Source organism: Mesorhizobium sp. B2-5-7 (assembly GCF_006440875.1).
GTDB lineage: Bacteria > Pseudomonadota > Alphaproteobacteria > Rhizobiales > Rhizobiaceae > Mesorhizobium > Mesorhizobium australicum.
On the sequence record NZ_VFUO01000007.1, the window covers coordinates 12,284 to 33,203 of the forward strand.

The 20,920-nt window shown below is 59.7% G+C and carries 13 protein-coding genes; 3 read left to right on the forward strand and 10 right to left on the reverse strand.

The window, feature by feature from the left end; all coding sequences use genetic code 11:
- Window positions 1-513 precede the first annotated feature (513 nt).
- A complete protein-coding gene (locus FJ543_RS26290) occupies window positions 514-2,007 on the reverse strand; it encodes a SidA/IucD/PvdA family monooxygenase (RefSeq protein WP_224656172.1) in 1,494 nt (497 codons plus the stop codon).
- Window positions 2,008-4,263: 2,256 nt separating this feature from the next.
- Between FJ543_RS26290 and FJ543_RS26295 the strand changes: the two genes are divergently transcribed.
- A complete protein-coding gene (locus FJ543_RS26295) occupies window positions 4,264-6,231 on the forward strand; it encodes an acyltransferase family protein (protein WP_064993569.1) in 1,968 nt (655 codons plus the stop codon).
- 516 nt (window positions 6,232-6,747) lie between these two features.
- Here FJ543_RS26295 and FJ543_RS26300 read toward each other — a convergent pair.
- The 9 genes from FJ543_RS26300 to nifH all read right to left on the reverse strand — a co-directional run bounded on the left by FJ543_RS26300 (window position 6,748) and on the right by nifH (window position 16,606).
- Entirely contained in the window at window positions 6,748-7,440 is a 693-nt protein-coding gene (locus FJ543_RS26300; RefSeq protein ID WP_224655972.1) for a universal stress protein, read from the reverse strand.
- Between the two features lie 291 nt (window positions 7,441-7,731).
- On the reverse strand, window positions 7,732-8,550 hold the full coding sequence (locus FJ543_RS26305) for a response regulator transcription factor (RefSeq protein ID WP_064993520.1): 819 nt from the start codon (window positions 8,548-8,550) through the stop codon (window positions 7,732-7,734).
- Window positions 8,543-9,022: a NifX-associated nitrogen fixation protein gene (locus FJ543_RS26310; RefSeq protein ID WP_064993521.1), complete on the reverse strand. Its 480-nt coding sequence runs from the start codon at window positions 9,020-9,022 to the stop codon at window positions 8,543-8,545. The genes FJ543_RS26305 and FJ543_RS26310 overlap by 8 nt, the downstream gene beginning before the upstream one ends.
- A 14-nt stretch (window positions 9,023-9,036) precedes the next feature.
- Window positions 9,037-9,534: a nitrogen fixation protein NifX gene (nifX, locus tag FJ543_RS26315; protein WP_064993522.1), complete on the reverse strand. Its 498-nt coding sequence runs from the start codon at window positions 9,532-9,534 to the stop codon at window positions 9,037-9,039.
- Window positions 9,500-10,882 carry a nitrogenase iron-molybdenum cofactor biosynthesis protein NifN gene (gene nifN / locus FJ543_RS26320; RefSeq protein WP_064993523.1) on the reverse strand — a complete coding sequence of 461 codons (1,383 nt, stop codon included), beginning with the start codon at window positions 10,880-10,882 and terminating at the stop codon, window positions 9,500-9,502. The genes nifX and nifN overlap by 35 nt, the downstream gene beginning before the upstream one ends.
- Window positions 10,879-12,381 (reverse strand): nitrogenase iron-molybdenum cofactor biosynthesis protein NifE, encoded by a 1,503-nt coding sequence (nifE, locus tag FJ543_RS26325; protein ID WP_064993524.1) that lies wholly within the window; start codon window positions 12,379-12,381, stop codon window positions 10,879-10,881. Before nifE ends, nifN begins: the two co-directional genes overlap by 4 nt.
- 63 nt (window positions 12,382-12,444) lie before the next feature.
- Entirely contained in the window at window positions 12,445-13,986 is a 1,542-nt protein-coding gene (gene nifK, locus FJ543_RS26330) for a nitrogenase molybdenum-iron protein subunit beta (protein WP_064993525.1), read from the reverse strand.
- A gap of 132 nt (window positions 13,987-14,118) precedes the next feature.
- Window positions 14,119-15,621 (reverse strand): nitrogenase molybdenum-iron protein alpha chain, encoded by a 1,503-nt coding sequence (nifD, locus tag FJ543_RS26335; RefSeq protein WP_064993526.1) that lies wholly within the window; start codon window positions 15,619-15,621, stop codon window positions 14,119-14,121.
- Between the two features lie 91 nt (window positions 15,622-15,712).
- Window positions 15,713-16,606, reverse strand: coding sequence for a nitrogenase iron protein (gene nifH / locus FJ543_RS26340; RefSeq protein WP_064993527.1), 894 nt, complete (start codon window positions 16,604-16,606; stop codon window positions 15,713-15,715).
- A 578-nt stretch (window positions 16,607-17,184) separates the two neighbouring features.
- Here nifH and FJ543_RS26345 point away from each other — a divergent pair.
- Together FJ543_RS26345 and FJ543_RS26355 are read left to right on the forward strand one after the other, a co-directional pair.
- On the forward strand, window positions 17,185-18,405 hold the full coding sequence (locus FJ543_RS26345) for an MFS transporter (RefSeq protein WP_064993570.1): 1,221 nt from the start codon (window positions 17,185-17,187) through the stop codon (window positions 18,403-18,405).
- A gap of 1,878 nt (window positions 18,406-20,283) precedes the next feature.
- Window positions 20,284-20,817, forward strand: coding sequence for a peroxiredoxin (locus FJ543_RS26355; RefSeq protein ID WP_064993528.1), 534 nt, complete (start codon window positions 20,284-20,286; stop codon window positions 20,815-20,817).
- The last annotated feature ends 103 nt before the right edge of the window (window positions 20,818-20,920 follow it).

Here is a 20,920-nt window from a genome sequence, read left to right on the forward strand (position 1 = left end):
GCAACCAATCCGGCTTGCGTGTTCTCATGCGGTCAGCCCTCACGAGTATTGCCGCAAAGGCCGTGCCAGCACGCTTAGTGCCCGTTAACTCCATGGTTACCCCTTTGAAACCTCATAGGCCCAGTTGGCCAGCTGTCTTCGACCCGACAAGTTTCTGCCGGCTGTAAGTTTTTGGACACCGCAACCACTCCTGCGTAAGAAACCGAACAGCTTGGCTCTCTTCTGCGGTCAAATGGCTCGGCTCCTCCAGCAGCAGCATTTCGGCGCCGTTCGAAAGGGCGGGGCTAGCTCCGCGACTGGCTCCCGCGTGCAACGACTGAGTGCCGCCCGGTTACGGTTGAGCTTTTCTGCTAAAGCCGTTGTCGATGAGGCCCAGCGTCGAGTGCGAGCTGCCGACGGACAGCGCGAATGCTGCTTCGCGGGGACACGGATGCCGCATCCACCCCGCTCTTCGCTGCAGCGAAGGCGGACAGCATTCCTCGGCCCCTCCCGCTGGTGATCAGTAGCCGTAGGTCATATCCCGCTGCCCATTTCTTCCGCCACGGGGTGCGGCCAGTTGTCGACGGGGGCAGGTCTGATGAAGCCGGCATGCTCGCGGTTCGCCTGCGGCACGCGTCCCAGAAGGCTGTCGAGGATGCGACGCGCTCGCCAGGCCAGCAGGCCTAGATTTGGATCAGCCAGCCCGCGCTGCCCGAGGGTCGCGCTCTGTACGAAGATGCGCCTTTCAGGCGGTCCGTCCCAGCACACGGAAAAATCTTCGCGGATAGCCAATTCGTTGTCGCTCTTTTCCAGCCGGCAGGCCATCGGCTCCAAGAAGTCTGGCAACGCGTTCTCGTAACCGGTGGCCAGGATGACGATGTCGGCCGTGACTTCTTCGAGCTCACTCCTGCCGCGGCGCAGGGTCAGCCTGTGACCCGCGCCGGCGTTGACGCAGTGCGAGACGGTGCAGCCCGGCCGCAGTGTGATTTCGCAGTGGCTTGGCTCCAAAAACGCGTGCCGGTATAGCGCTTGATAAATCGCGCTCAACGTCTCTTCCGAAATGCCGTCGGAAGCAAGCACGAAACGCCTCAGGTACAGTTTGCGCTGCGACTCGCTCATTGCCGCCAAGCGATCCGAAGAGCACGCTATGAACAACTCGTTTGTAAACGGGCTGTTGTCGATGGGCTGATAGTTTTCGCCCTCCGAGACCCAAGTGATCGATCGAGGCCGCCGCTCTTTTGGCAGGCCGACGAGGTGTAATAGCACCTCCGCTCCCAACTGGCCTCCACCAACCACGCAAACGTCCTTTTTCCAATCCTCAGGATGGATGCGCGGTAAATCCGATAAGTGGAACAGGTTGCGCCCGGTCCAGCCCTGAAACTGAGACGGAATCCGCGGCTGCTTGCCGATGCCGATCACGAGGTCTCTGGCGCCACGAACTGCGTCGTCCGTCCACACCCGAAATTCGCCCTCGAAGCGGATTTCGCGCACAGTCTCGCCGCCGCAGACAAGCGGGTTCCGGTGGAAGGCCCAGTTCAGGTATTGCTCAAACTCAGCTCTGAGCACGGCCTCGAACTGTGCGTTCAGGAAGTGGAATAGACGCCCGTTCTCGTATAGATAGTTTGCGAAAGTGTAGGCTGATCGCGGGTTCACCAGCGTGACCAGATCCTTGAGGTGGTTGACCTGGGGTTCCGGCGAATCCAATGCGCTGCCGGGGTGCCACCGGAAGTCGACCTGCCGATCCAAGAACAGTGCCCCTCGACCGATCTGCTCGTGTATCTGACACGCAAGGCTGAGATTAGGCGGTCCAGCACCCACCCCAATGCAAGAGATGTCCACTTGTCCTGCTCCTATAGATGTTTCCCAAACACGCGATGCTCGCGGCGAACATCGGCCATGGTCATTCGGCTTCCGCACTACGCGGCCATTCTCGACGCCGGTGCGGCTGGATTCGCTAGCGTTTGTCCCCGCGTTCGTGTGGTCGGCTGTGTGAGGCCCAGGGATCCAGCCAAGTGATGAGATCGACACTCATGTCGGGACGTGGGGGCCGTGCGCGGGATCGACGTTTCCACCCGCTTCGATGATAGCGTCTCGCTCAGCGGATGCTTACCGACCTTATTCGGCGTGTGAAGCGGGCGCAGTCGCTCGCCTCCAAGGTGATGCGCCCACTTCTGACCGGTTGTGGATCAGCCGAAGCGCGGTCCCAGTGCGGCAACAGCATTCTTCAGTGACCCTGACCATAGGAGGACATCCTTCTGATGTGTTCAGAAGATTCCCTGCATCGAACGTGCCAGAAGGAAAATTGATCAAAACAACTGGCAGCAGGTTTGTGATCGTGTCGGCTATCCGACGTTGAGGTGGGAAACCTTGCACCGGCGGCAGATTTGTCCCGGTGCTCTTACCGGTAAGCTAACAGGGTAGCTCCGATCCCGAATAAATGTTCGCTTAGCCTGATCATGGCAGGACGTGCGCTGATGTGTTCGGAATGTTCCCTCAATCGACGTGCCAGGAGGAAACTTTGATGGAACCAACTGACAGCGGGTTTGTGATCGTGTCGAGTATCCGACGTTGAACGGCAGGCCTTGAAGGTTTGCACTTTGTCGCCCTTCGGAACAGCACCAGCTTGACCAACTCTAGCGTTTTTTTCAGATGGGCGCCGTCCGGGGAATCCGGTAATGTCTCATGTGTCATGCGACGTGGATCTCTCCCATGATGATCTGATAGGCATAGCATTCTTACGTCGCATGACGCTCCCATTAGCACTCGACTAAGGTGCGCGCGGCAGCTTCTTCGCGCGCCAGCACAAGCTCCCTTCGTCGAGGTCAATGCCGATGACGTGGGCCATTCGTCCGACCGCTGCGCTCGAGCTTACATCTCCGCCGGCGCAGCCGCCGTCGATTACGGTGGAAGCCGACAGCGGCTCGAGGCGATCAGCAGCGATTGCGTTGAAGACGCCAGCACACGCCAAATCGCGGCAAGGAGCGCGCGGCCACCAGGTCGGAACGTTGTTCCTGGCCAGACAATCCTCGTCGCGCGATTGGTTCAGTAAGGTATCGTCATCGAGATAGCGGCTGCAGTTCGTTCATGCATCTCATACGCCAAGACCGCTTTGCACCCTCGGGTCCAACCCACGATCCGGCTTCGGCGACATCCATTGCGCCCTTAAGTCCGCAGCGAAGCGTGGCGGCATACCGTTTGAGATAGCTCACCTTCGCCGAAAATCCGTCCGGAGTGTTGAGAAGCTCGCGCACGGCATCGGATTTGGAGGAATGCAGATCGTCTGCCGGTCGCGCCGAACGGGTCCGCCGGTCGCGAGCACAAATGATCAGGCTCGTGACGCTGCGGGATGGATCCAGGAAGCGAGCGACGAAATTGAGTGATGAACCCTAGGCATCAGAAGGAGGACGCCGCTCCACCTTCCGCCTTGCGCATGACCTGGAGAGATTTCCGGTGGGCGTCGCCTCCCGAGCAACGCTTTTTCATGTCCGTTACTCTCCGTAAAATAGATTGTTTCGATGGAGCCCATCTACGATGTGAATGCGTGCGCCTCGCATGCGATCAACAACCGAACCCCAGAGCTCCATAACGAATGCCTGCGCAACTCGCCTGCAAACTCGACGCCCGATCTACTTATGAGAAACCGTACGATCGGCGATGCCGATCATCCCAATCGGAACTGCCCCACGTGGCACGGGCGAGCCAGTCGATTGAGAGATGACTGGCCTGCTTTGCAGCTGCGGTAGGTGGCCAATCCGGCAGCGTGCTGTTTCTGACTGGCCGTCCAGCCGCGCTTATAGGTTTCGTCTGTTCAACGGCCGCGCGGCAATCGCCGATCGACATCACGGGCGCGGTGAAGGTGGATACTGCGCACATGCGCTAGGTGGGCACAAGGACCGCGGAAGAGATGAACAAGAGCCACACCAATTCAAGTCGAGCTGACGCAAGGCAGCAGCTGATCGATCCGACTGACGATCTCAAGCTCATGTAGCGCGCTGGAGTGGCGGTCTTTGCCTCGGCGCCCGTACCATCGGCGCACCACTGCGCACGCTGACAAGCCGGAGTGGCCGGTGACCGGACGGGTTCGCCTTCTAGTGAAAAACCGTCTTTCACTTTGATCGAGCGGGATTCTGCGTTGCGCGATTTGTGTCCGGTCTGGTTCGGTTCTTAGTCGCACGCGATGGCCCGCATTCATACGGTAGATGCACTTCATCGAAACTATCGATTTTACGATGCGTAACGACCATGAAAAACGCTGCTCGGAACCTTCTGAGGACGATCAGCTGCATGAAGTACCGAGCGGATATCAGCGGTCTGCGGGCCGTCGCCGTTGTTCCGGTTGTCCTGTATCACGCTGGTTTTTCAGCGGTCAGCGGCGGGTTCGTTGGGGTCGACGTCTTCTTTGTGATCTCCGGCTTCCTGATAACGTCTGACATCATCGAGCGCACCGACAGGGGCGAATTCTCGCTGCTGGACTTCTATCACCGCCGGGTCCGACGGATTTTTCCTGCCCTGTTCGCGATGCTGGCCGCATGTTTTGCGATGGGGTGGTTTGTGCTGCCGCCGGGTGAGTTCATCGGCTTCGGCAACAGCGCCATTGCCGCTGCGATTTCCGCCAGCAACTTCTTTTTTTACGTCAACACCAACTATTTCACTGAAGCCGCGACCTCGCTCCCTCTCCTGCACACATGGTCGCTGGCCGTCGAGGAGCAGTTTTATTTCCTTTGGCCTCTGGTGGTCATACTCATGATGCGATGGCTGAGACCGTGGGCGGCAGTCATCGTCGCGGCGCTGGGCATCATCTCCATCACCGCCGCTCAGCACTGGCTTCAGAGCGATCCGCCCTTTGTATTCTACATGCTTCCGACACGCGCTTGGGAACTGCTCACGGGCGGGCTGATCGCGCTGCCTGCTGCTAAGGCAATGAGGCCAACCCGAACGATTGCGGAACTCCTCGCTGCCTCAGGTCTGGCGCTCATCACCGCTTCACTCTTCCTGCTCAATCAGGATACGCCATTTCCCGGCCTATACGCGCTTGCTCCTTGCATTGGAGCGGCGCTCATCATCGCGGCCGGCTTTCACCGCGACACGATGGTTTCGAAAGCGCTGTCGATCAAGCCTGCCGCCTTCATCGGGCTCACATCCTACTCGCTTTACCTCTGGCACTGGCCGTTGCTGGTCTTTGCAGGCATCTATCGGAATCGCGAATTGTTCGTCTCTGAACGTGTCGCGGTCGTACTCGCCGCACTGCTCGCGTCAGCACTCTCCTGGCGCTTTGTCGAGCGCCCGTTTCGCCGGAGGGCCACAGGCTGGAAGTGGATGGTACCGACCGCCGGCACAATGGCCGGCGTCTGCTGTCTATCCCTGGCTATCATCTACAGCTCCGGCTTCCCAAGCCGGGGTCCTGACGACGGTCCTTCTGTTCAAGCGCTCAGAGCGGAAAGAGCCAAGTTCGAATCCTCTTCCTGCCTCCAGCGTGGCGGGCTCATTCCCAAGACGGGCGAATGCATCCTCGGCTTCGGCAATATCGCTCCGAGGGTCGTTTTGTGGGGCGATTCTCAGGCTGCCCATCTTGCCTCTGCTTTAGACGAGGCGGCCCGGACGACAGGCGTGCGCGTCAGACAGATCACAAAGGCGGGGTGCGCTCCTTTTCCCGACATGACGATGCTTCCCGCCAGTCCCTTGAGAGCGGATTGCCCGGCCTTCAATGCGTCCGCGCTCCAATCGGTGCTTGCCGATCCCAACATCACACTCGTGATCCTGGCAGGCCGCTGGAACGCCTACTCGGGGCGTGGAGGCAGCTTCCTCTCGACAGACGGAAGCTGGCCTTCGCAGGAGACTTCCAATGCCAACTTCACGTCCGCGATAGAACAGACCGCTGCCTCACTGGCGGCCCATGGCATCAAGACCGCCGTGGTTGGACCCACGCCGGAACCATCCATCGATGTGCTGACTTGCCTCGTCCGTGCCGACTTCATGAAGGGCGACGCGCCGTGCTCTACCATGCCGGCCGAGATGTCCTGGCAGAACAATCGAATGCTCGCGGATCTGCTGCCGCGAACCGTACAGTTCATTCCCATAGTCCCAGCTCTGTGTGGGCAGCAAAACTGCCCGCTGAGATCAGGTGAAGACGTCTTCTACCTTGACGCGATCCACCTTTCGCCGGCGAGCCGGCATATCCTTGCCCCTATTTTCGCCAAGCTCATCTCTTCGTCAGCCATGAATTCGGCTAAGGCAGGCTTTCCGGGGCAGTGAGGATCGCACACTGCTTCCGTCCGGCGCCAGCTAAAGGTCATCACGAGCTGCGGCGAAAGCCCTACCTTAAGTTGCCTGAGGGCACTCGTCTTGAGTTATATGAAGCTGCAATTGCCCTCGACATGGGGCAGCCGGGAACAATGGCAGCCTATGCCTGGCGCTGCAAAGAGCATTGCCTTGAGCGAACGGCTGTGCTGGCCGCAGCAATAGGTCCTAACTCGTCTACCAAGCTAACGACTGTCTTTCTCAACTGAATTAAGCCAAGCTACCTTTCTCGTCTTGGGCCAATCTGCCGCGGCCGTGCTTCGATGAGCTCGAGCAGCGCCGCTGCACGGCCTTTGGGGCCGTCTCGGGCGAGAGTTCGACAAGCAACTCAAGACCGGAGCATTTTGTTCGGTCAGGCCTCGTGCACTGCCTCGAGGAGCTTCGCGCCGCCGCGATCTTTTTCCCGATATCTGAATAGTTCGCCCAAGTGAACTAAAGCTTCGAGCGGCATCGGTGCAACTCCCGAGCCGGTCAGCGCGCCAAAAACAGCGGCAATGTCGGCTTGTCAACAATCCATTTCGTTGCGCCGCCGAAGAGCCGCTCACGCAGGCGACGGCTGCCATAAGCGCCCATGACTATCATGTCGGCAGATGTATCGATTGCGTGCTGCGCAAGCACCTTGGCCGCCGATTTGCCAGCACTTGGCAACAGGTCAACCGACACCCGAGCACCGTGGCGCGTGAGATAGGCAGCAATATCGGCTCCAGGTTTCGCGCCGTACCCTTTGTGGTTCGCCTTCGGACCCACCAGGACAACACGAACTTCCTCAGCAGCGCATAGGAGACCCAGCGCTTCCCGAACGGCACGGGATGCCTCGAGTCGCGAATCCCAACCGACCAGGACGCGCCTTGGCCACAGGGTCGCCTCAGCGCGCTTGGGCACAATAAGCACCGGTTTTCCCGTATCAAATAAGCTGCCGTTGATGACGACAGGTCCGACAACACTGTCGTTGAGAAGTGCGGGGCCGACAATGGTCAGGTCGGCGCAGAGTGCCCGCTGTCGCACCACCTCCCCCACGCCAGTCAAATTGCAATAATCCGTATCGACATCATAGGAAAGGCACATTGCCCTCAGCAGTTCCTGGATCTTCTCGGAGCGTCTTTCCAGTCTGGGCACGTCCAGTGTAAATCTGTCTTGCCGAAACTGATTGTTCAATGTGGCCATTGCCTGTCCACGCCCCGTGGGCCACTCGGGGACACCATCTCTCATCGGCCGATATGACAAAACGAGCATCAGAGCCGGTATTATCCGTACGGAAAGATGCGCACCGACTTCAGCACACAAGCCGGCAGCAGTTTCGACGTCATGATCGGAATGGTCTGCGTCCGTCACACAGAGTACGCTTTTAAAACCCATTTGCCTGCTTCTTCCTGAGTATCTCGTTTAGTCTAGCGGCAGGCCGCAACACCGACTCACAGCGCGAGGGAAAGGGAGTGGCACTACACCTCAACTGATTCAGCCGTCCGGCATCTGGAGCGAGTAGCCGGCCGACCTGACAGTGAGAATGCCGCCGCCGGGCCAAGCCTTCTTGAGGGCTGTTCTGATCCGGCTGACATGGACATCGACGGTGCGTGGTTCGACATGGATGTTTTTCTCCCAAGCCGTGCCGATAAGCTCCTTCCGGCTGAAGACCTTGCCGGGAGCCTCCATCATAAGCAGCAGCACGTTGAACTCGATGACTCCGAGGTGAATGTCGTGGCCATTGCCGCGAATCCGGCGGGCATCCACCTTCATCTCGAGGTCACCAAAGGTGAGCCAGCCGCCGTTTTCAACGCCATGTGCGCCCCGCTTCGGCAGCGCCAGCCTCGCCCGTAGAAAGTCGAGCAGGTTGGCCGGGACGATCGGCCGCACAAATCTCTCGTCAATGCGAGCCTTGAGGAGATCGAGGTGCTGGTCCTCGGCACCCGGCGCGATCAGGGCAATAACGGTAAGGTCGGCGGTCCGGGGCTCCCCCTTGAGCCGGGCGCAGATTGGGGCCCCGGTTATGCTCGCCGGACCGCAGTCCAGCACGACGGCCTGGAATTCGCGTTCGTCGGCCAATGCAAGCACTTCCTTGGCGCTCCTTACCGGCTCAGTGGCGAAGCCGTCCACCTCCAGTATGTGGCTGAGCAACAGATAAAGCTCGGCATCTTGCGAACAGATCAGGATGAGTGGCTTCATCGGTGTTACTTCAGGAGCTTGATCCGCCTGGACGGCGTCGGCTGCGACGGTTGGCCATCGCGGCTGCTGAAGATTGTCATGGCCCCTGGGCTCGAAACCTGCTTCATCACGCACGCGCCACCTCGGGATAGGTTTCGATGGCTGCGATTGCGTCGCTGACCAGCTTCGTGCCGGCCCCGGCGAGCTTCCGCAACGTCTCGAAGCCGAACCGGTGGACGTCGCGCAGCGTCTTCGACAGAGCGACCAGCCGCCCAGTCGTGAAAAGCACGCGCCCAAAGCCTTCACGGCTCAGCTCCATGATCGGCGATGCCATCAGGCCGCAGCGCTCCTCGATCGCAAGCCCAATGGCGGTGTAGAACATATCTAGCCTCCACAGGACGTCCGGGTCGGGATCGCCTATGATCGGGATCGCACGGCGCTGTTGCTTGGTGATGATGAAGGCGGCCAGCAGTTCGCGGTCCGCTTTGCCTTCCCACGCGCCGTAGGAGTCCTGAGCACGTATTAGCCGCACGAGGCATTTGAGAAACGGGCTGGCAAGCGCCACCTCGTCCTCATCGACAGCAAGGCTAAGGGCAGGGTCGAACATTTCGCCTCCTCATTTCAGTCCTCGTCTTCAAAGGACGGCTTCTGTTTCGCGACGCCTGCCTCAGCCAGGACCTTGCGCAGCCAAGGTGGAGGGCAGGTCCTGAGCATCAGCTGCGTGCGAACCAGCACCTCTTGGATGCTCTGAGTATGCCGCACCTTGATCGGATGGATTTTTGCCGAAACAAGCTTGGCTGCCGAAGGTCCACCGATCGCCAGGCAAAACAGGAGGTGGCAGCCCTTCAGCGCTTTTATCTTCGGTGTGATGCGGTCATCCCTCTCGGAGTGATGTTTCCCACTTTCGTCGGAGACGTCGTCGAACTCGATGACTTCCACAAGCTCCCACTCCTCGCGCGTCATATCGTAGATGACAAAGCGCTTGGCCGACCCGAAATGGGCGTTGAGTTGCTTGACGTCCTGGGTAGCGATTGCCACCCGCAAAGCGCCTGCTTGTCGTTCACGCATCGGACGGTGAACCTCGTCAGTGACGAGTGAGAAGCGACGCATCGGGCTCACCTGGCGTTTGGCGTTTGCGGAATGGATCGAGCTCATCAGGCGTCGGCGCACGCCGGCCGGCCTGGAACAGGTTGGCAACCTCGAAGACCAGGTCACGGGTCCCTTGATAGAGGATCGAGAGCCTGTGCTGGCTGCCAAGCCGGTCGAAGACGGGGAAGCCGATGCGCATAAGCGGAATGCCAAGGCGTTTCGAGGCCTGGCGTCCATGTGAATGGGTGACCAGAAGATCAGCGCCGCTTGCAAGTGATTCCAGATCGCCGAGATCGCCGACCTGAATCGACTCCGCCGGTACCTTTTCCAGAATTTTCGACATACCGGTCGTCGTGACGGCCGCCGTGATTGCGCAGCCCATGTCGACGAAGAACGCTCCGAATTGATAGAGTTGGTCTGGTTCAGCAGCGATCGCAATTTTCTTGCCTCCGAAGTGGAAATGTCCGTCGAGCAACGCATCTTGCAGTTGCGCCCGCCGACGGCGGACGCTTGCCGGCACAGGCTGGCCAGAAATAGCCGACAGCAGCGAAACGAACTGATCGGCGCCCTTCAATCCGGTCAGCGACTGAAACAGCACGTAAGGCACGCCGGTCGCCTTGTAGAGAACCTCGGCCGGGCGGCGCATATGCTCGCCGATCGCGATGCAGTGCTCGGCCGTGCCGAGCTCGCGGATATCCTCGATGCTCGTTCCGCCATAGGTGGTGGGGACCCAGTGGTCTGGCACGGTACCGTCGAGCGAGCCTGAAAGGTCTGGCAAGATCACCGATTGCAGGCCAAAGCTTTCGACCATCTCGCGCAAATGCTCGAGGTCAGCCACGGTGAGGTTCCAGCCAGGAAGGATCGCGATCTTCTTTGACTGCCGCGCCCGCTCCCCAGGCTTTGTAATGCCTTCGATCATGGCGGTGACAGCCTTGGCCCAGCCCTCTTCAAGGGCGCCGGCGAAATCCGGCGTGTTGGCCAGCACGATCTCGGTACCCGCGAGTTCTTCCGCCCGTCTCAGCCTGATGTCCGAAATGTCGCCTGCGCAATCCTCGCCACGGGTTTCCACCAGGGCCGTGGTGCAGACCCCAATCAGCTTTGGCGTCGTGCGGGTCTTGAGGTTGAAGATCGCCTCTTCCAGATTGTCCGACCCGCCGAGGATGATTGTTATTTCATCCATCGCGGTCGTCTGTAGGGGAATCGTTTCCTTGAAATGCCGCACGAACAGCACGAGGGCAAAGCTGGTGCAGCCCTGGGCGCCGTGGAACAGCGGCACTGCGCCGTCAATGCCGAGAAACGCCAAGGCGGCACCAAGCGGCTGTGACGATTTCAGCGGGTTGATCGCGGCTGATTTTGTCTGGGGAAGGATACGCGTCATCGGATCTCCTCAGCACTCACGCAAATCGTCGGCGCCTTGCCGGCGGTTTCCTGGACAGCGTGCAGGTTCTCGGCGTCGTCGCTTGGGCCCGGCAGTGCGTCGTACCCATGGATCGGACCATCCCACGGGGGTCGCTCGCGCACCTGGCGCCAGATCGGGTTGTGAATGGCGAGGTCGATCTGGCGTACGAGTTCCACCATGCCGTCATAACCGGCGTAAGGGTGCTGGCGCTCCTGGTTGATGTCGAGCCAGGGCATCTTGGCCTTCAGCGCGACGAATTGCGTGCGCCCACCCGAGAGCATGATATCGGCCTTGCCTCCAGAGAGGATGGCGTAAAGGTCGCGCGCTGACATCTGCTCGAACGTATCGTTGTCGTCCTTGAGCATCTGTTTGATGCGCACCTTGTCTTCGAGCGTGGATTTCTTGACCGAGGTGCCCACGATCTCCATGCCGATCTCCACCAGCGCATGGACGAGCGACCAGGACTTCACACCACCGGTGTTGAGCAGCACGCGCTTGCCTTGGAGCCGCGGCCGGTAGGCTTCGAGCTTCTTCCATGCAATCGCCTCCTGCTGGGCGATCAGCCTCTCCGTGCGGTCCAGGATCTCCGGATCGGCCCCCTTCCTCACCAGGAGCTCAGCAATGTTGCGGAGTGCTTCCGACGTATCCGAGATGCCATAGAAAGAGCCCTCGAAGAACGGGATGTCCCAGCGCTCGTCCATCTTGCGGGCTAGAGTGATGAGGGCCGTCGAGCACACCACCATGGCCGCCCGGGCGCTGTGCGCGGAAGCTACGTCGCGATAGCGCGCGTCGCCCGGAATGCAGGCGCGAACCCGGATCCCGAGCCGATCCAGGAGCGGCTTGACCAGCCAGAATTCGCCGGAAAGGTTGAATTCACCAAGGACGTTGATGTCATACGGGCCGGCGTCGTCGGGTTCCACCGTGCCGATGACATGGTCGAGCAACGCCTCCGCGGCAAGCTTGTTGCCCAGGTTCTTGGAGCCAGCCAGGCCCGGCGCGTTGACGGGAACCACGGCCAGGCCGAACTTTTCGGCGGCGCGTTTGCAGACGGCCTCGATATCGTCGCCGATGAGCGCCGTCACGCAGGTCGAATAGACAAAGACTGCTGCGGGCGCATAGGCTTCCTTGATTTCGCGGATCGCCTTGAAGAGCTTCCGCTCGCCCCGCCCCATCACCACATCGAGTTCGGTAAGATCGGTCGTGAAGCTTGTGCGCCACAAGGTTGGCCCGGACGAAGCTGCACCGCGGTTGTCCCAGGAATTTCCCTCGCAGGCGAGCGGCGCATGCACCAGGTGGGCAACGTCAGTGATCGGCTGCAGGACGATCTTGGCCCCGTCAAACGCGCAGCCGCCCGCTGCCGCTCCCGGCGTCAGCGGCCGTGCGCAGCCTTCCTTGCGCGCCCTGACGTCCTTGCCACGGTTCTTGTCGCATGCAGGCTCGTCGAAAACGTCCTGGATCTTGGCACTGAGCGAGGTCATTGCGTCAGTCTCCAAAGTCCATTCGGGCAATGAACAGCCTGGGCGAAAAGCTGGCCGTGTGCTTTAGCGGGTGAGGTCATAGGAATAGTCCGTCACGCCCGTCTGGCTCGTCTCGCGATCGAGCTTGTCGAAGATCTTGTCGAGGATCGTGGTCAGCACGCGTAACCCGCCCTGGTAGCCCATGAGCGCAAAGCGATGGTGATGGTGCCGGTCGAAGATTGGAAACGTCAGGCGGATCAGCGGCGTGCCGGTGTCGCGCTCCAGATACTTGCCATAGGAATTGCCGATCAGCAGGTCCACCGGCTCGGTGAAGAGAAGCGATCGCAGCGCCCAAAGGTCCTTACCCGCCCAGACCTGAGCGTCCATGCCGAAGGGCGAGGCGTCAAGCAGTTCCTGCAACTCGGCTTGCCAGGCCGAGGAGCCGTTGGTTGCCAGGCAATGTGTCGGCTCGCCGCCGGTCTCCATGACGAAGCGGGCCATGGCGTACACGAAGTCCGGGTCGCCGTAGATCGCGTATTTCTTGCCGTGCAGCCAGGATTGGCTGTCGGCCATGGCATCAACCAGTCGGCCGCGCTCCAGTCGGATTGCCTCGGGGATTTCCTTGCCGGAAAGCGCCGACACCTTCATCAGCAATTCGTCGGTCGCCTGGACGCCCAGCGGATAATGGAAGGAAGCCGTGGCCTGCCCAACTTGCCCGCAATAATCCAGCGTTTTTCGCGTGTTGTAGTGCTGGAGCGAAAGCGTTGCCTCGGCGTCAAGTGCCCCCCTCACCTCTTCGATCTTGGTGCCGCCGTCATACATGCGGTATTCCCCGTCCGATGGCGTGTCGAACTGGTCAGAGGCGTCCTGGATGAAGGTGTAGGACACACCCATCATATCGAGCAGGCGTTTGAGTTCCCGGTTGTTGCCGACGCAGAAGCCGTCGAAGCCCGGAATGAGGTTGATGGTTCCCTTGGTTTCCGTGCGCTCCTGGCCTTTCCAGAAGTGCTCTAGAATGCCCTTCAGCATGCCGTCATAGCCGTCGACATGGCTACCGACGAAGGCCGGCGTGTGGGCGAAGGGCACGTCAAAGTCGCGCGGCACCGACTTTTCGTCTTTGGCGTTCTCGATGAAGCTGTGCAGGTCGTCGCCAATGACCTCCGCCATACAAGTCGTCGAGACTGCGATCATCTTCGGGTCGTAAAGCTGGTAGGTGTTGGCGAGCCCATCGACCAGGTTCTTCAGGCCCCCGAATACTGCCGCATCCTCGGTCATCGAGGAGGAAACCGCCGAAGCAGGCTCCTTGAAATGGCGCGATAGATGAGAGCGGTAGTAGGCCACGCAGCCCTGGCTACCGTGGACGAAGGACATGGTCCGCTCGAAGCCCGCGGCCGCGAACACAGCGCCGAGCGGCTGGCAGGCCTTGGCGGGATTGATCACAAGCGCTTGTCGGGCGAGGTTCTTTTCGCGGTATGCCCAGGTCTTGGTGAATTCACCCTGATCGGCAACGATCTGATCCGGGTGCGGACATTCGAAATTCAGCTTCTTCCCGGCGAGCATCTGCCTGTATTCCGGCTCGCGGAACAGCGGAGCGTGGTCGAGAATCTTTTCGGCCGACTGCGGCATTGGTATTACCTCTTTCCATCTGGCCGCGCCATACGGCAGCTCAGGTACGTGGAGACGTTTGCGGTTTCCCGAGGCTCACAAGCCGCGAGGGTTCATCGTCTCTCTGGGGAGACTAGGCCTGGGACAGGGCATCTATTCGGCAGCCATCGCCTGCCCACGGGACGGGCTTTGTTTCCAAGGTGCCTGGTAGAGGCCCCAGACCGGATTGTTGATCGCAAGATCCACGTCGCGCGCGAAAATGGCGAAGCCGTCATAGCCGTGATAAGGTCCCGAATAGTCCCAGGAGTGCATTTGACGGAACGGGATACCCATCTTCTGCACGGGGTATTTTTCCTTGATGCCAGAGCCAACCAGGTTGGGGCGAACTCCCTCGATGAACTTCTCCAACTCGTAGCCGGTAACGTCGTCATAGATCAGCGTGCCATTCTTTGCGTAATGGCCCGTGCGTTGATAGTCATCGTTGTGAGCGAACTCGTAGCCGGTGCCAACGATGATCATGCCGAGGTCTTCGTAAGCTGTGATGACGTGGCGGGGGCGCAGGCCGCCGACGTAGAGCATGACGGTATTGCCTTCGAGGCGTGGCCGGTACTTTGAGATGACCGCGTCGACAAGCGGTCTGTACTTGGCGATGACCTTCTCGACTTTCTCCTCGATTTCGGGGCCGAAATGCTTGGCTATTTTACGCAGGGAGGTCTCGATCTGGGACGGTCCGAAGAAATTGTACTCCATCCAGGCGACGCCATACTTTTCCTCCATATGCCGGCAGATGTAGTTCATAGACCGGTAGCAGTGGATGAGATTGAGCTTGGCCTTCGGGGCGCGCTCGATCTCGGCGAGTGTCGCGTCACCGGACCAGTTGCCGACCACGCGCAATCCTATCTCCTCAAGCAGGATGCGCGAGGCCCACGCGTCGCCGCCAATATTGTAGTCGCCGATCACGTTGACGTCGTAAGCACCGGCCTCGAAATCGACGTCCTTCTTGTCGAAGACCCAGTCGCGGATGGAGTCATTGGCGATATGGTGGCCGAGTGATTGCGAGACGCCGCGGAAGCCCTCGCAGCGCACCGGCACGATAGTCTTTTCGTACTCCTTGGCCTTCTTGCGAGAAACTGCCTCGGTGTCATCGCCAATGAGACCGATCGGGCATTCGGATTGCACCGTGATGCCGTTATTCAGCGGGAACAGTAGCTCGATCTCATCGATGATCTGTTCCAGTTTCTTGTCACCGCCGAAGACAATGTCTTTCTCCTGGAAATCGGATGTGAACTGCATTGTCCCGAACGTGTCGATGCCCGTTGTTCCGACGTAGTAGTTGCGGCGCTGTGACCAGGAATATTGGCCGCAACCGACGGGGCCGTGCGAGATATGGACCATATCCTTGACCGGACCCCAGACCACGCCCTTTGAGCCGGCATAGGCGCAGCCGCGTATGGTCATCACTCCCGGAATGGACTTGATGTTCGATTTGACGTCGCATTCGGAAAGGATCTCGTTTTCCCCGCCGGCCTGGTCCCCGCTCTTTGCGACGCTGAGATGCTTTTTGCGGCGCTTCGCCGCTTTGTCCGGATATTGCGATAGCACCTCCTCAATAAGCTTCGCATGGAGAGCACCATCATTCTCGTATTCCAGGCTCATGGGACCCCTTTCAAGGTGTCTGGTGACGCCTCACCGACGAGGCGCCGTTCTTTGCAAGGCGTGCCACCTCAAGGAGGGCGCCCAATATCGGTTACTGGGCTGCCGCCTTTGCCGCTTCCTTGGCCTGAAGCTCGGCAAGCATCTGCTCGTCGGTTTTCATGATGCCGAAATCGAGCAGCATGTCCTCGAGCTCCTCCATGGTAATCGGGGTCGGGATGGTACCCTGGCCAGAATTCGCATGGATCTTCTCAGCAAGCGCGCGGTATTCTCCGGCCTGCTTGGAGTCGGGCGCATATTGGATCACTGACATCTTTCTGAGCTCGGCGTGCTGGACGATGTTGTCGCGCGGCACGAAGTGGATGAGCTTGGAGTTGAGCCTGGAAGCCAGTGCTTCGGCCAGGTCAAGCTCACGGTCGGTCTGACGCTCGTTACAGATCAGTCCGCCGAGCCGAACACCGCCCGAATGTGCATATTTCAGGATGCCCTTGGCGATATTATTGGCGGCATAGAGCGCCATCATCTCCCCGGACATGACGATATAGATTTCCTGCGCCTTGCCCTCGCGGATCGGCATCGCGAAACCGCCGCAAACCACGTCCCCGAGCACGTCGTAGGAGACATAGTCGACATCGTCGTAGGCGCCGTTCTCCTCAAGGAAATTGATTGAGGTGATGACGCCGCGGCCGGCGCAGCCTACACCCGGCTCCGGGCCGCCGGACTCCACGCACTTGATGCCTCTGTAGCCTACCTTGAGCACGTCCTGAAGCTCGAGGTCTTCCACCGAACCTTCCTGTGCCGCGAGATGCAGGACAGTATCCTGAGCCTTCGAGTTCAGGATCAGGCGGGTGGAATCCGCTTTGGGGTCGCAGCCGACGATGAGGATTCGCTGCCCGAGGTCGACGAGAGCGGCGAGCGTATTTTGGGAGGTGGTGGACTTGCCGATGCCGCCCTTGCCGTAAAAGGCGATCTGACGCAGACGTGACATTAATAGGTTTCCTTCCTTGGTTTCATCCGTCGCGGCTGCCCGGGACACAAATGCCGATGGGCAGCTCTTGCCGCCTCACAACGAGGTCTCAAGTTTCGTGCCAACTTTTTCGAAGGACAGCCAAAGCGGGATTTTTCCTTTTGGCTCTAGCTAGTTAGCTTGTGCGCTAACAAGTGCTCGCTGGCAGATAGATTATTGTTGGAACAAGCCGTGTAGCGGACCCGACAATGCCCGACACAAAACGTCAGGTTCGAGCCACCGGAAATGGTCCTTTCAGTCAGAGCCGGTTTTTGGCTGCTTAAAGGCGGCGGTCATAGCGACCGGCTCGCGTCGTCCCGTCACGGAACATCAGACATCCGGGCTCGGAACTGCTGGCGCGCATGGCTGGTTCGAGACGGACGCCGAGGTCGGCATAGAACAGCCTGATGAGACGTCTGCCGACGATGACACCCCCGTCGGGCACGGAGAACCGGCACCGAAATTGCACGCCCTACTGTCACAAGATGTCGGGCAGCGATGGCGCGCTTCTGCCTTTAGTTCGGGTCATCGCAGCCAACCCATGTTGGGCGAGGATGTTCATGACCGAATCGGCGACGGGTCTTATCGAGACTGTTCTGCACGGCCCAGAAACGCCGGATCGACTATCTCCTCCCGCATGGGGTGCGGTCATTTCGCTTGCTTTGGGCACCTTCGGGCTGGTGGCGGCAGAGTGTCTGCCAGCCAGCGTGCTGACGCTGATAGCGCGCGATCTCGGCATCTCAGTGGATGCGGCTGGATATGCGATCACAGCGACGGGCATTGCTGCGGCGATCTCAGCGCCGACGATGGCCATTATTGCAAAGCGCCTGGACCGCAGGACCGTCCTGTGGGCAATGATGCTGCTTCAGATCCTGTCCAACCTTCTGGTGGCAGTCGGGTCGTCGCTGCCGGTTTTGCTGGCAGCACGCGTTATGCTCGGCATTGCGCTCGGAGGCTTCTGGTCGATTTCGGCATCGCTGGCGATACGGCTCGTTCCAAATCATCTTCTGCCGCGCGCCATGTCAATCATCCTCGCCGGCGTTTCGGTCGCTCTCGTATGCGTGCCTGCATTCGGCGCCGTCGTCGGCGGCAGCTTGGGATGGCGAGTGGCCTTCACGCTCACCGCAGTGCTTAATGCTGTTACGCTGCTGGTGCTGCTTTTAACGATGCCGACGCTGCCTCCGGTTGAAATGGCTGGATTCCGCAGTCTGCTGGATGCGGCCAAAGATCCGACCATAAAGGTCGCACTTTTGGTCGTACTGCTGGTCGCTTCTGGGCACTTCACCAGCTTCAGCTATATTCGGGTCTTCCTCGAGACGACTCCCAAGCTCGGTACCAACGGGATCTGGATATTGTTGCTCCTTTCTGGCATAAGCGGCTTCTTCGGCAGTTTTGCCGGAGCATTCCTGGCCAAACACAGTCTCAAGGCAGTCGCGGCCCTGCCATCCTTCCTTATGGCGATAGCCGCTGTCTCGTTGCTGAAGTTTGGAGCATCGACCTTTGCCTCGGCGATTGCGGTTTCCGTATGGGGCTTTGCCTTCGGCGCGGTGCCGGTGGGGTTGCAGACTTGGATACTGCTGCGTGCGGTTCCCGAGCAGGCCGAAAGCGCCGCCGTGCTGATGACCTCAACGTTCCAGGTAGCCATCGCAGCCGGCGCGATTTTCGGCGGACTGCTGCTGAAGGATCCCGACCACGTCACGGGTGTCTTTGCCTACACCGCAATTGCCACATTGCTCGCGGCACTCACAGTGTTCGTATTCGACCCGAAACACGCAACCTAACCGCCTGGTGGGAGAGAAGCTCGCCGTCGAGGTGGACTCGCACCAGCCGCGCGACGCGGTCTGCGCACGATACTTTTTCGATCCAGGCCTTCGTCTCGCCTAGGATGGCCGCCTGGATCGCGGTACTGCCTCTTCCACGTCGGCTCTTCAACGGGCATGGACCAGCGCCGGTGCCTTGCCGGCCTGCACCGAGACTACAGCGAGCGATCAGCGCTCGGCCGGGCGGACTTGGTCAGGTTGCGCAGCCCATCTTCGCCGACATCGATGTCCTGATATTGCAAGGGTGTCAGCGCAACGACGGTCTCACCTCTCGAATGACTATGTCCGACAACTTCATGGCAACGACCTCGTCCCGCTGGTGGACGCCGACGAGCTTGGGAGATAAGGGCGCAATCTGCTCTTCAACCGTTTGAACGTCGGGCACAAATGGGCAGCAAACTTTTTCGGCGCGAGCTAGCGAGACCCGTCAAATCATCGGTTTTGAAATGCCGATTTAGTGCCTGCCAGGCATAGCGATCGAATGGATCACAGAAATCCTTTCAGTTGAGTTGGAGCGGAAGATCAATGCGCTCCTGCATCAAGCCTCGCTAGGGGCAGCCGAGGCTCTCCTCGAAATTTGCAGACGTCCCACTGACAAGATTGTTGGCTATTTGCGTGCCCGGTTGGCGCTCCGTTGCGTTCTGCCGGTTCCCGCAAACAGCGGACGCTTCTTGGCGACCTTTGGGTCGGCTTTGCGACAATTCTAGTCCAGTTTCCGACACAATGGATTTCGATAGGGACGCTCGGCGAGAGGAACACCATGCGTGTAAAGATCGTAGCCGAGTCGAAAGCGATCCTTATCGAATCCGGATCGTGGCGCTGCCGGCCTGCGTTCACGTTAGTCGCACGTAAAAACACGCCAGGGCAAACACACTGTGCAATCGCTGTGCCGGCCGATGCGGGGTATTGCCTGGGCTTGCCCTGTCTGGCCCGTCCTTTGCCAGCCGGCGCCGGACGGGTGAATACCCTCTCTACACAGGACTTTTGTTCGGTGTGATGACGTGACGGCTCTGGCGCGCACCTCCGGTTGGCGAAGACGTCGTACCGAAGCGATAGCGCTGGTGCAGGAGCAGCTTCATTGGAAATGGCATGCCGCTTGCAGCCTTGTGCTTAGAGCCCATCAAACCAGGAAGAAGGTGACTACCATGGCTGACGCCCCAAGCTCCAAACGATGGACAAAGGCGACGGTGGCCGTCTTCGCTGAAGATCGGGACGTCGTCCGGTTCGGAGATCCGTCCTCCGAAGCGGCTTTGCAACTGGGGTCCGATGCCGAGACGCCAGATGATGCTCGCGCATTTGCCGGAAATCGGTTTGCATCAGCATGTCAGTGGCCAAGAGGCTTCTCAAAATTTCGGCCGAGCCCACGTCGGCCGGAAACAGGCAAGTCCAGCCAATACGCTGAACCAGTTCAGCCACGCCGCTCTGCGGCGCGGAGAATCACTTTTGCGACGCATATGCTCATCCCGCTCCTGGTCATGTCCGGTTGCCAGCATTTTGACCCCGGGTATGAGGAGTGGGTGATCCATGCCGGCTCCGGCGCCCTAGTCGCGGCCAGACCAATCGCGGCGCTAGAAGGTGCCCTCATCCCTCATATCGATGGCTTTCGGGTGAGAAAGGTCTGGAGCCGGGCCGTTGCCACGAATCCGGAGCCGCGTCCCCCAATCGCCCACGTCGATGCGGTTCGGGTGAAGAACACCTGGAGCCGGGCCGTTCCCATACACCCGAATGGAGAAAGCATCGGGAGCGCCGTCGGCATCATGCCATGCACGAGACCCGCAGCTCGGTATTGCGCCAGCCCCTGCAAGAATCCAGTGCCACCTCCCTTCAAGGAGAAAATTGATGACCGGTAAAAAGAAGGTTCCCTTCGTCACGTTTCTTACGCGTGTCCGCGATGATTCAGTCCAGGGGCCAAATCCCTACCGCTGGGAAAAAAGAACATCCGACGACTACTTTGCCGGCAAACGGGTCATCCTGTTTTCGCTGCCCGGTGCTTTCACACCGACCTGTTCGACTTACCAACTGCCGAATTTCGAAGATCTCTATGCGGAATTCAAGAAGGAAGGAGTTGACGCGATCTACTGCCTCTCCGTCAACGATGCCTTTGTCATGAATGCATGGGGGAAGTCCTTGGGGTTGCAGAAAGTCGAGCTGATCCCCGACGGTTCAGGCGAGTTCACCCGCAAAATGGGCATGCTGGTTGCCAAGGACAATCTCGGCTTCGGTATGCGCTCCTGGCGCTACGCGGCTCTGGTCAATAATGGCGTGGTGGAGCAGTGGTTTGAGGAGGAAGGTTTCTCCGACAACTGCGGGACCGACCCTTATGGCGTCTCATCCCCGCAGAACGTCCTTCAAACATTGAAGGACGCTGCATGACCTGGTGCCGAGGATGTGCAGCTGCGTTTGGACGCCACTTGCACAAGGGCAAAGCTCTAAAGCGGCGCGTCCGGGAAGGTCATTCAAAGGTGACGCGCATGAG

What these genes read in the sequence shown, in the direction of transcription:
- FJ543_RS26295 (WP_064993569.1), top strand. Translation starts at nt 4,264, where the DNA reads ATGAAGTACCGAGCGGATATCAGCGGTCTGCGGGCCGTCGCCGTTGTT.
- FJ543_RS26300 (WP_224655972.1), bottom strand. Translation starts at nt 7,440, where the DNA reads ATGGCCACATTGAACAATCAGTTTCGGCAAGACAGATTTACACTGGAC.
- FJ543_RS26310 (WP_064993521.1), bottom strand. Translation starts at nt 9,022, where the DNA reads ATGTTCGACCCTGCCCTTAGCCTTGCTGTCGATGAGGACGAGGTGGCG.
- nifN (WP_064993523.1), bottom strand. Translation starts at nt 10,882, where the DNA reads ATGACGCGTATCCTTCCCCAGACAAAATCAGCCGCGATCAACCCGCTG.
- nifE (WP_064993524.1), bottom strand. Translation starts at nt 12,381, where the DNA reads ATGACCTCGCTCAGTGCCAAGATCCAGGACGTTTTCGACGAGCCTGCA.
- nifK (WP_064993525.1), bottom strand. Translation starts at nt 13,986, where the DNA reads ATGCCGCAGTCGGCCGAAAAGATTCTCGACCACGCTCCGCTGTTCCGC.
- nifD (WP_064993526.1), bottom strand. Translation starts at nt 15,621, where the DNA reads ATGAGCCTGGAATACGAGAATGATGGTGCTCTCCATGCGAAGCTTATT.
- nifH (WP_064993527.1), bottom strand. Translation starts at nt 16,606, where the DNA reads ATGTCACGTCTGCGTCAGATCGCCTTTTACGGCAAGGGCGGCATCGGC.
- FJ543_RS26345 (WP_064993570.1), top strand. Translation starts at nt 17,185, where the DNA reads ATGACCGAATCGGCGACGGGTCTTATCGAGACTGTTCTGCACGGCCCA.
- FJ543_RS26355 (WP_064993528.1), top strand. Translation starts at nt 20,284, where the DNA reads ATGACCGGTAAAAAGAAGGTTCCCTTCGTCACGTTTCTTACGCGTGTC.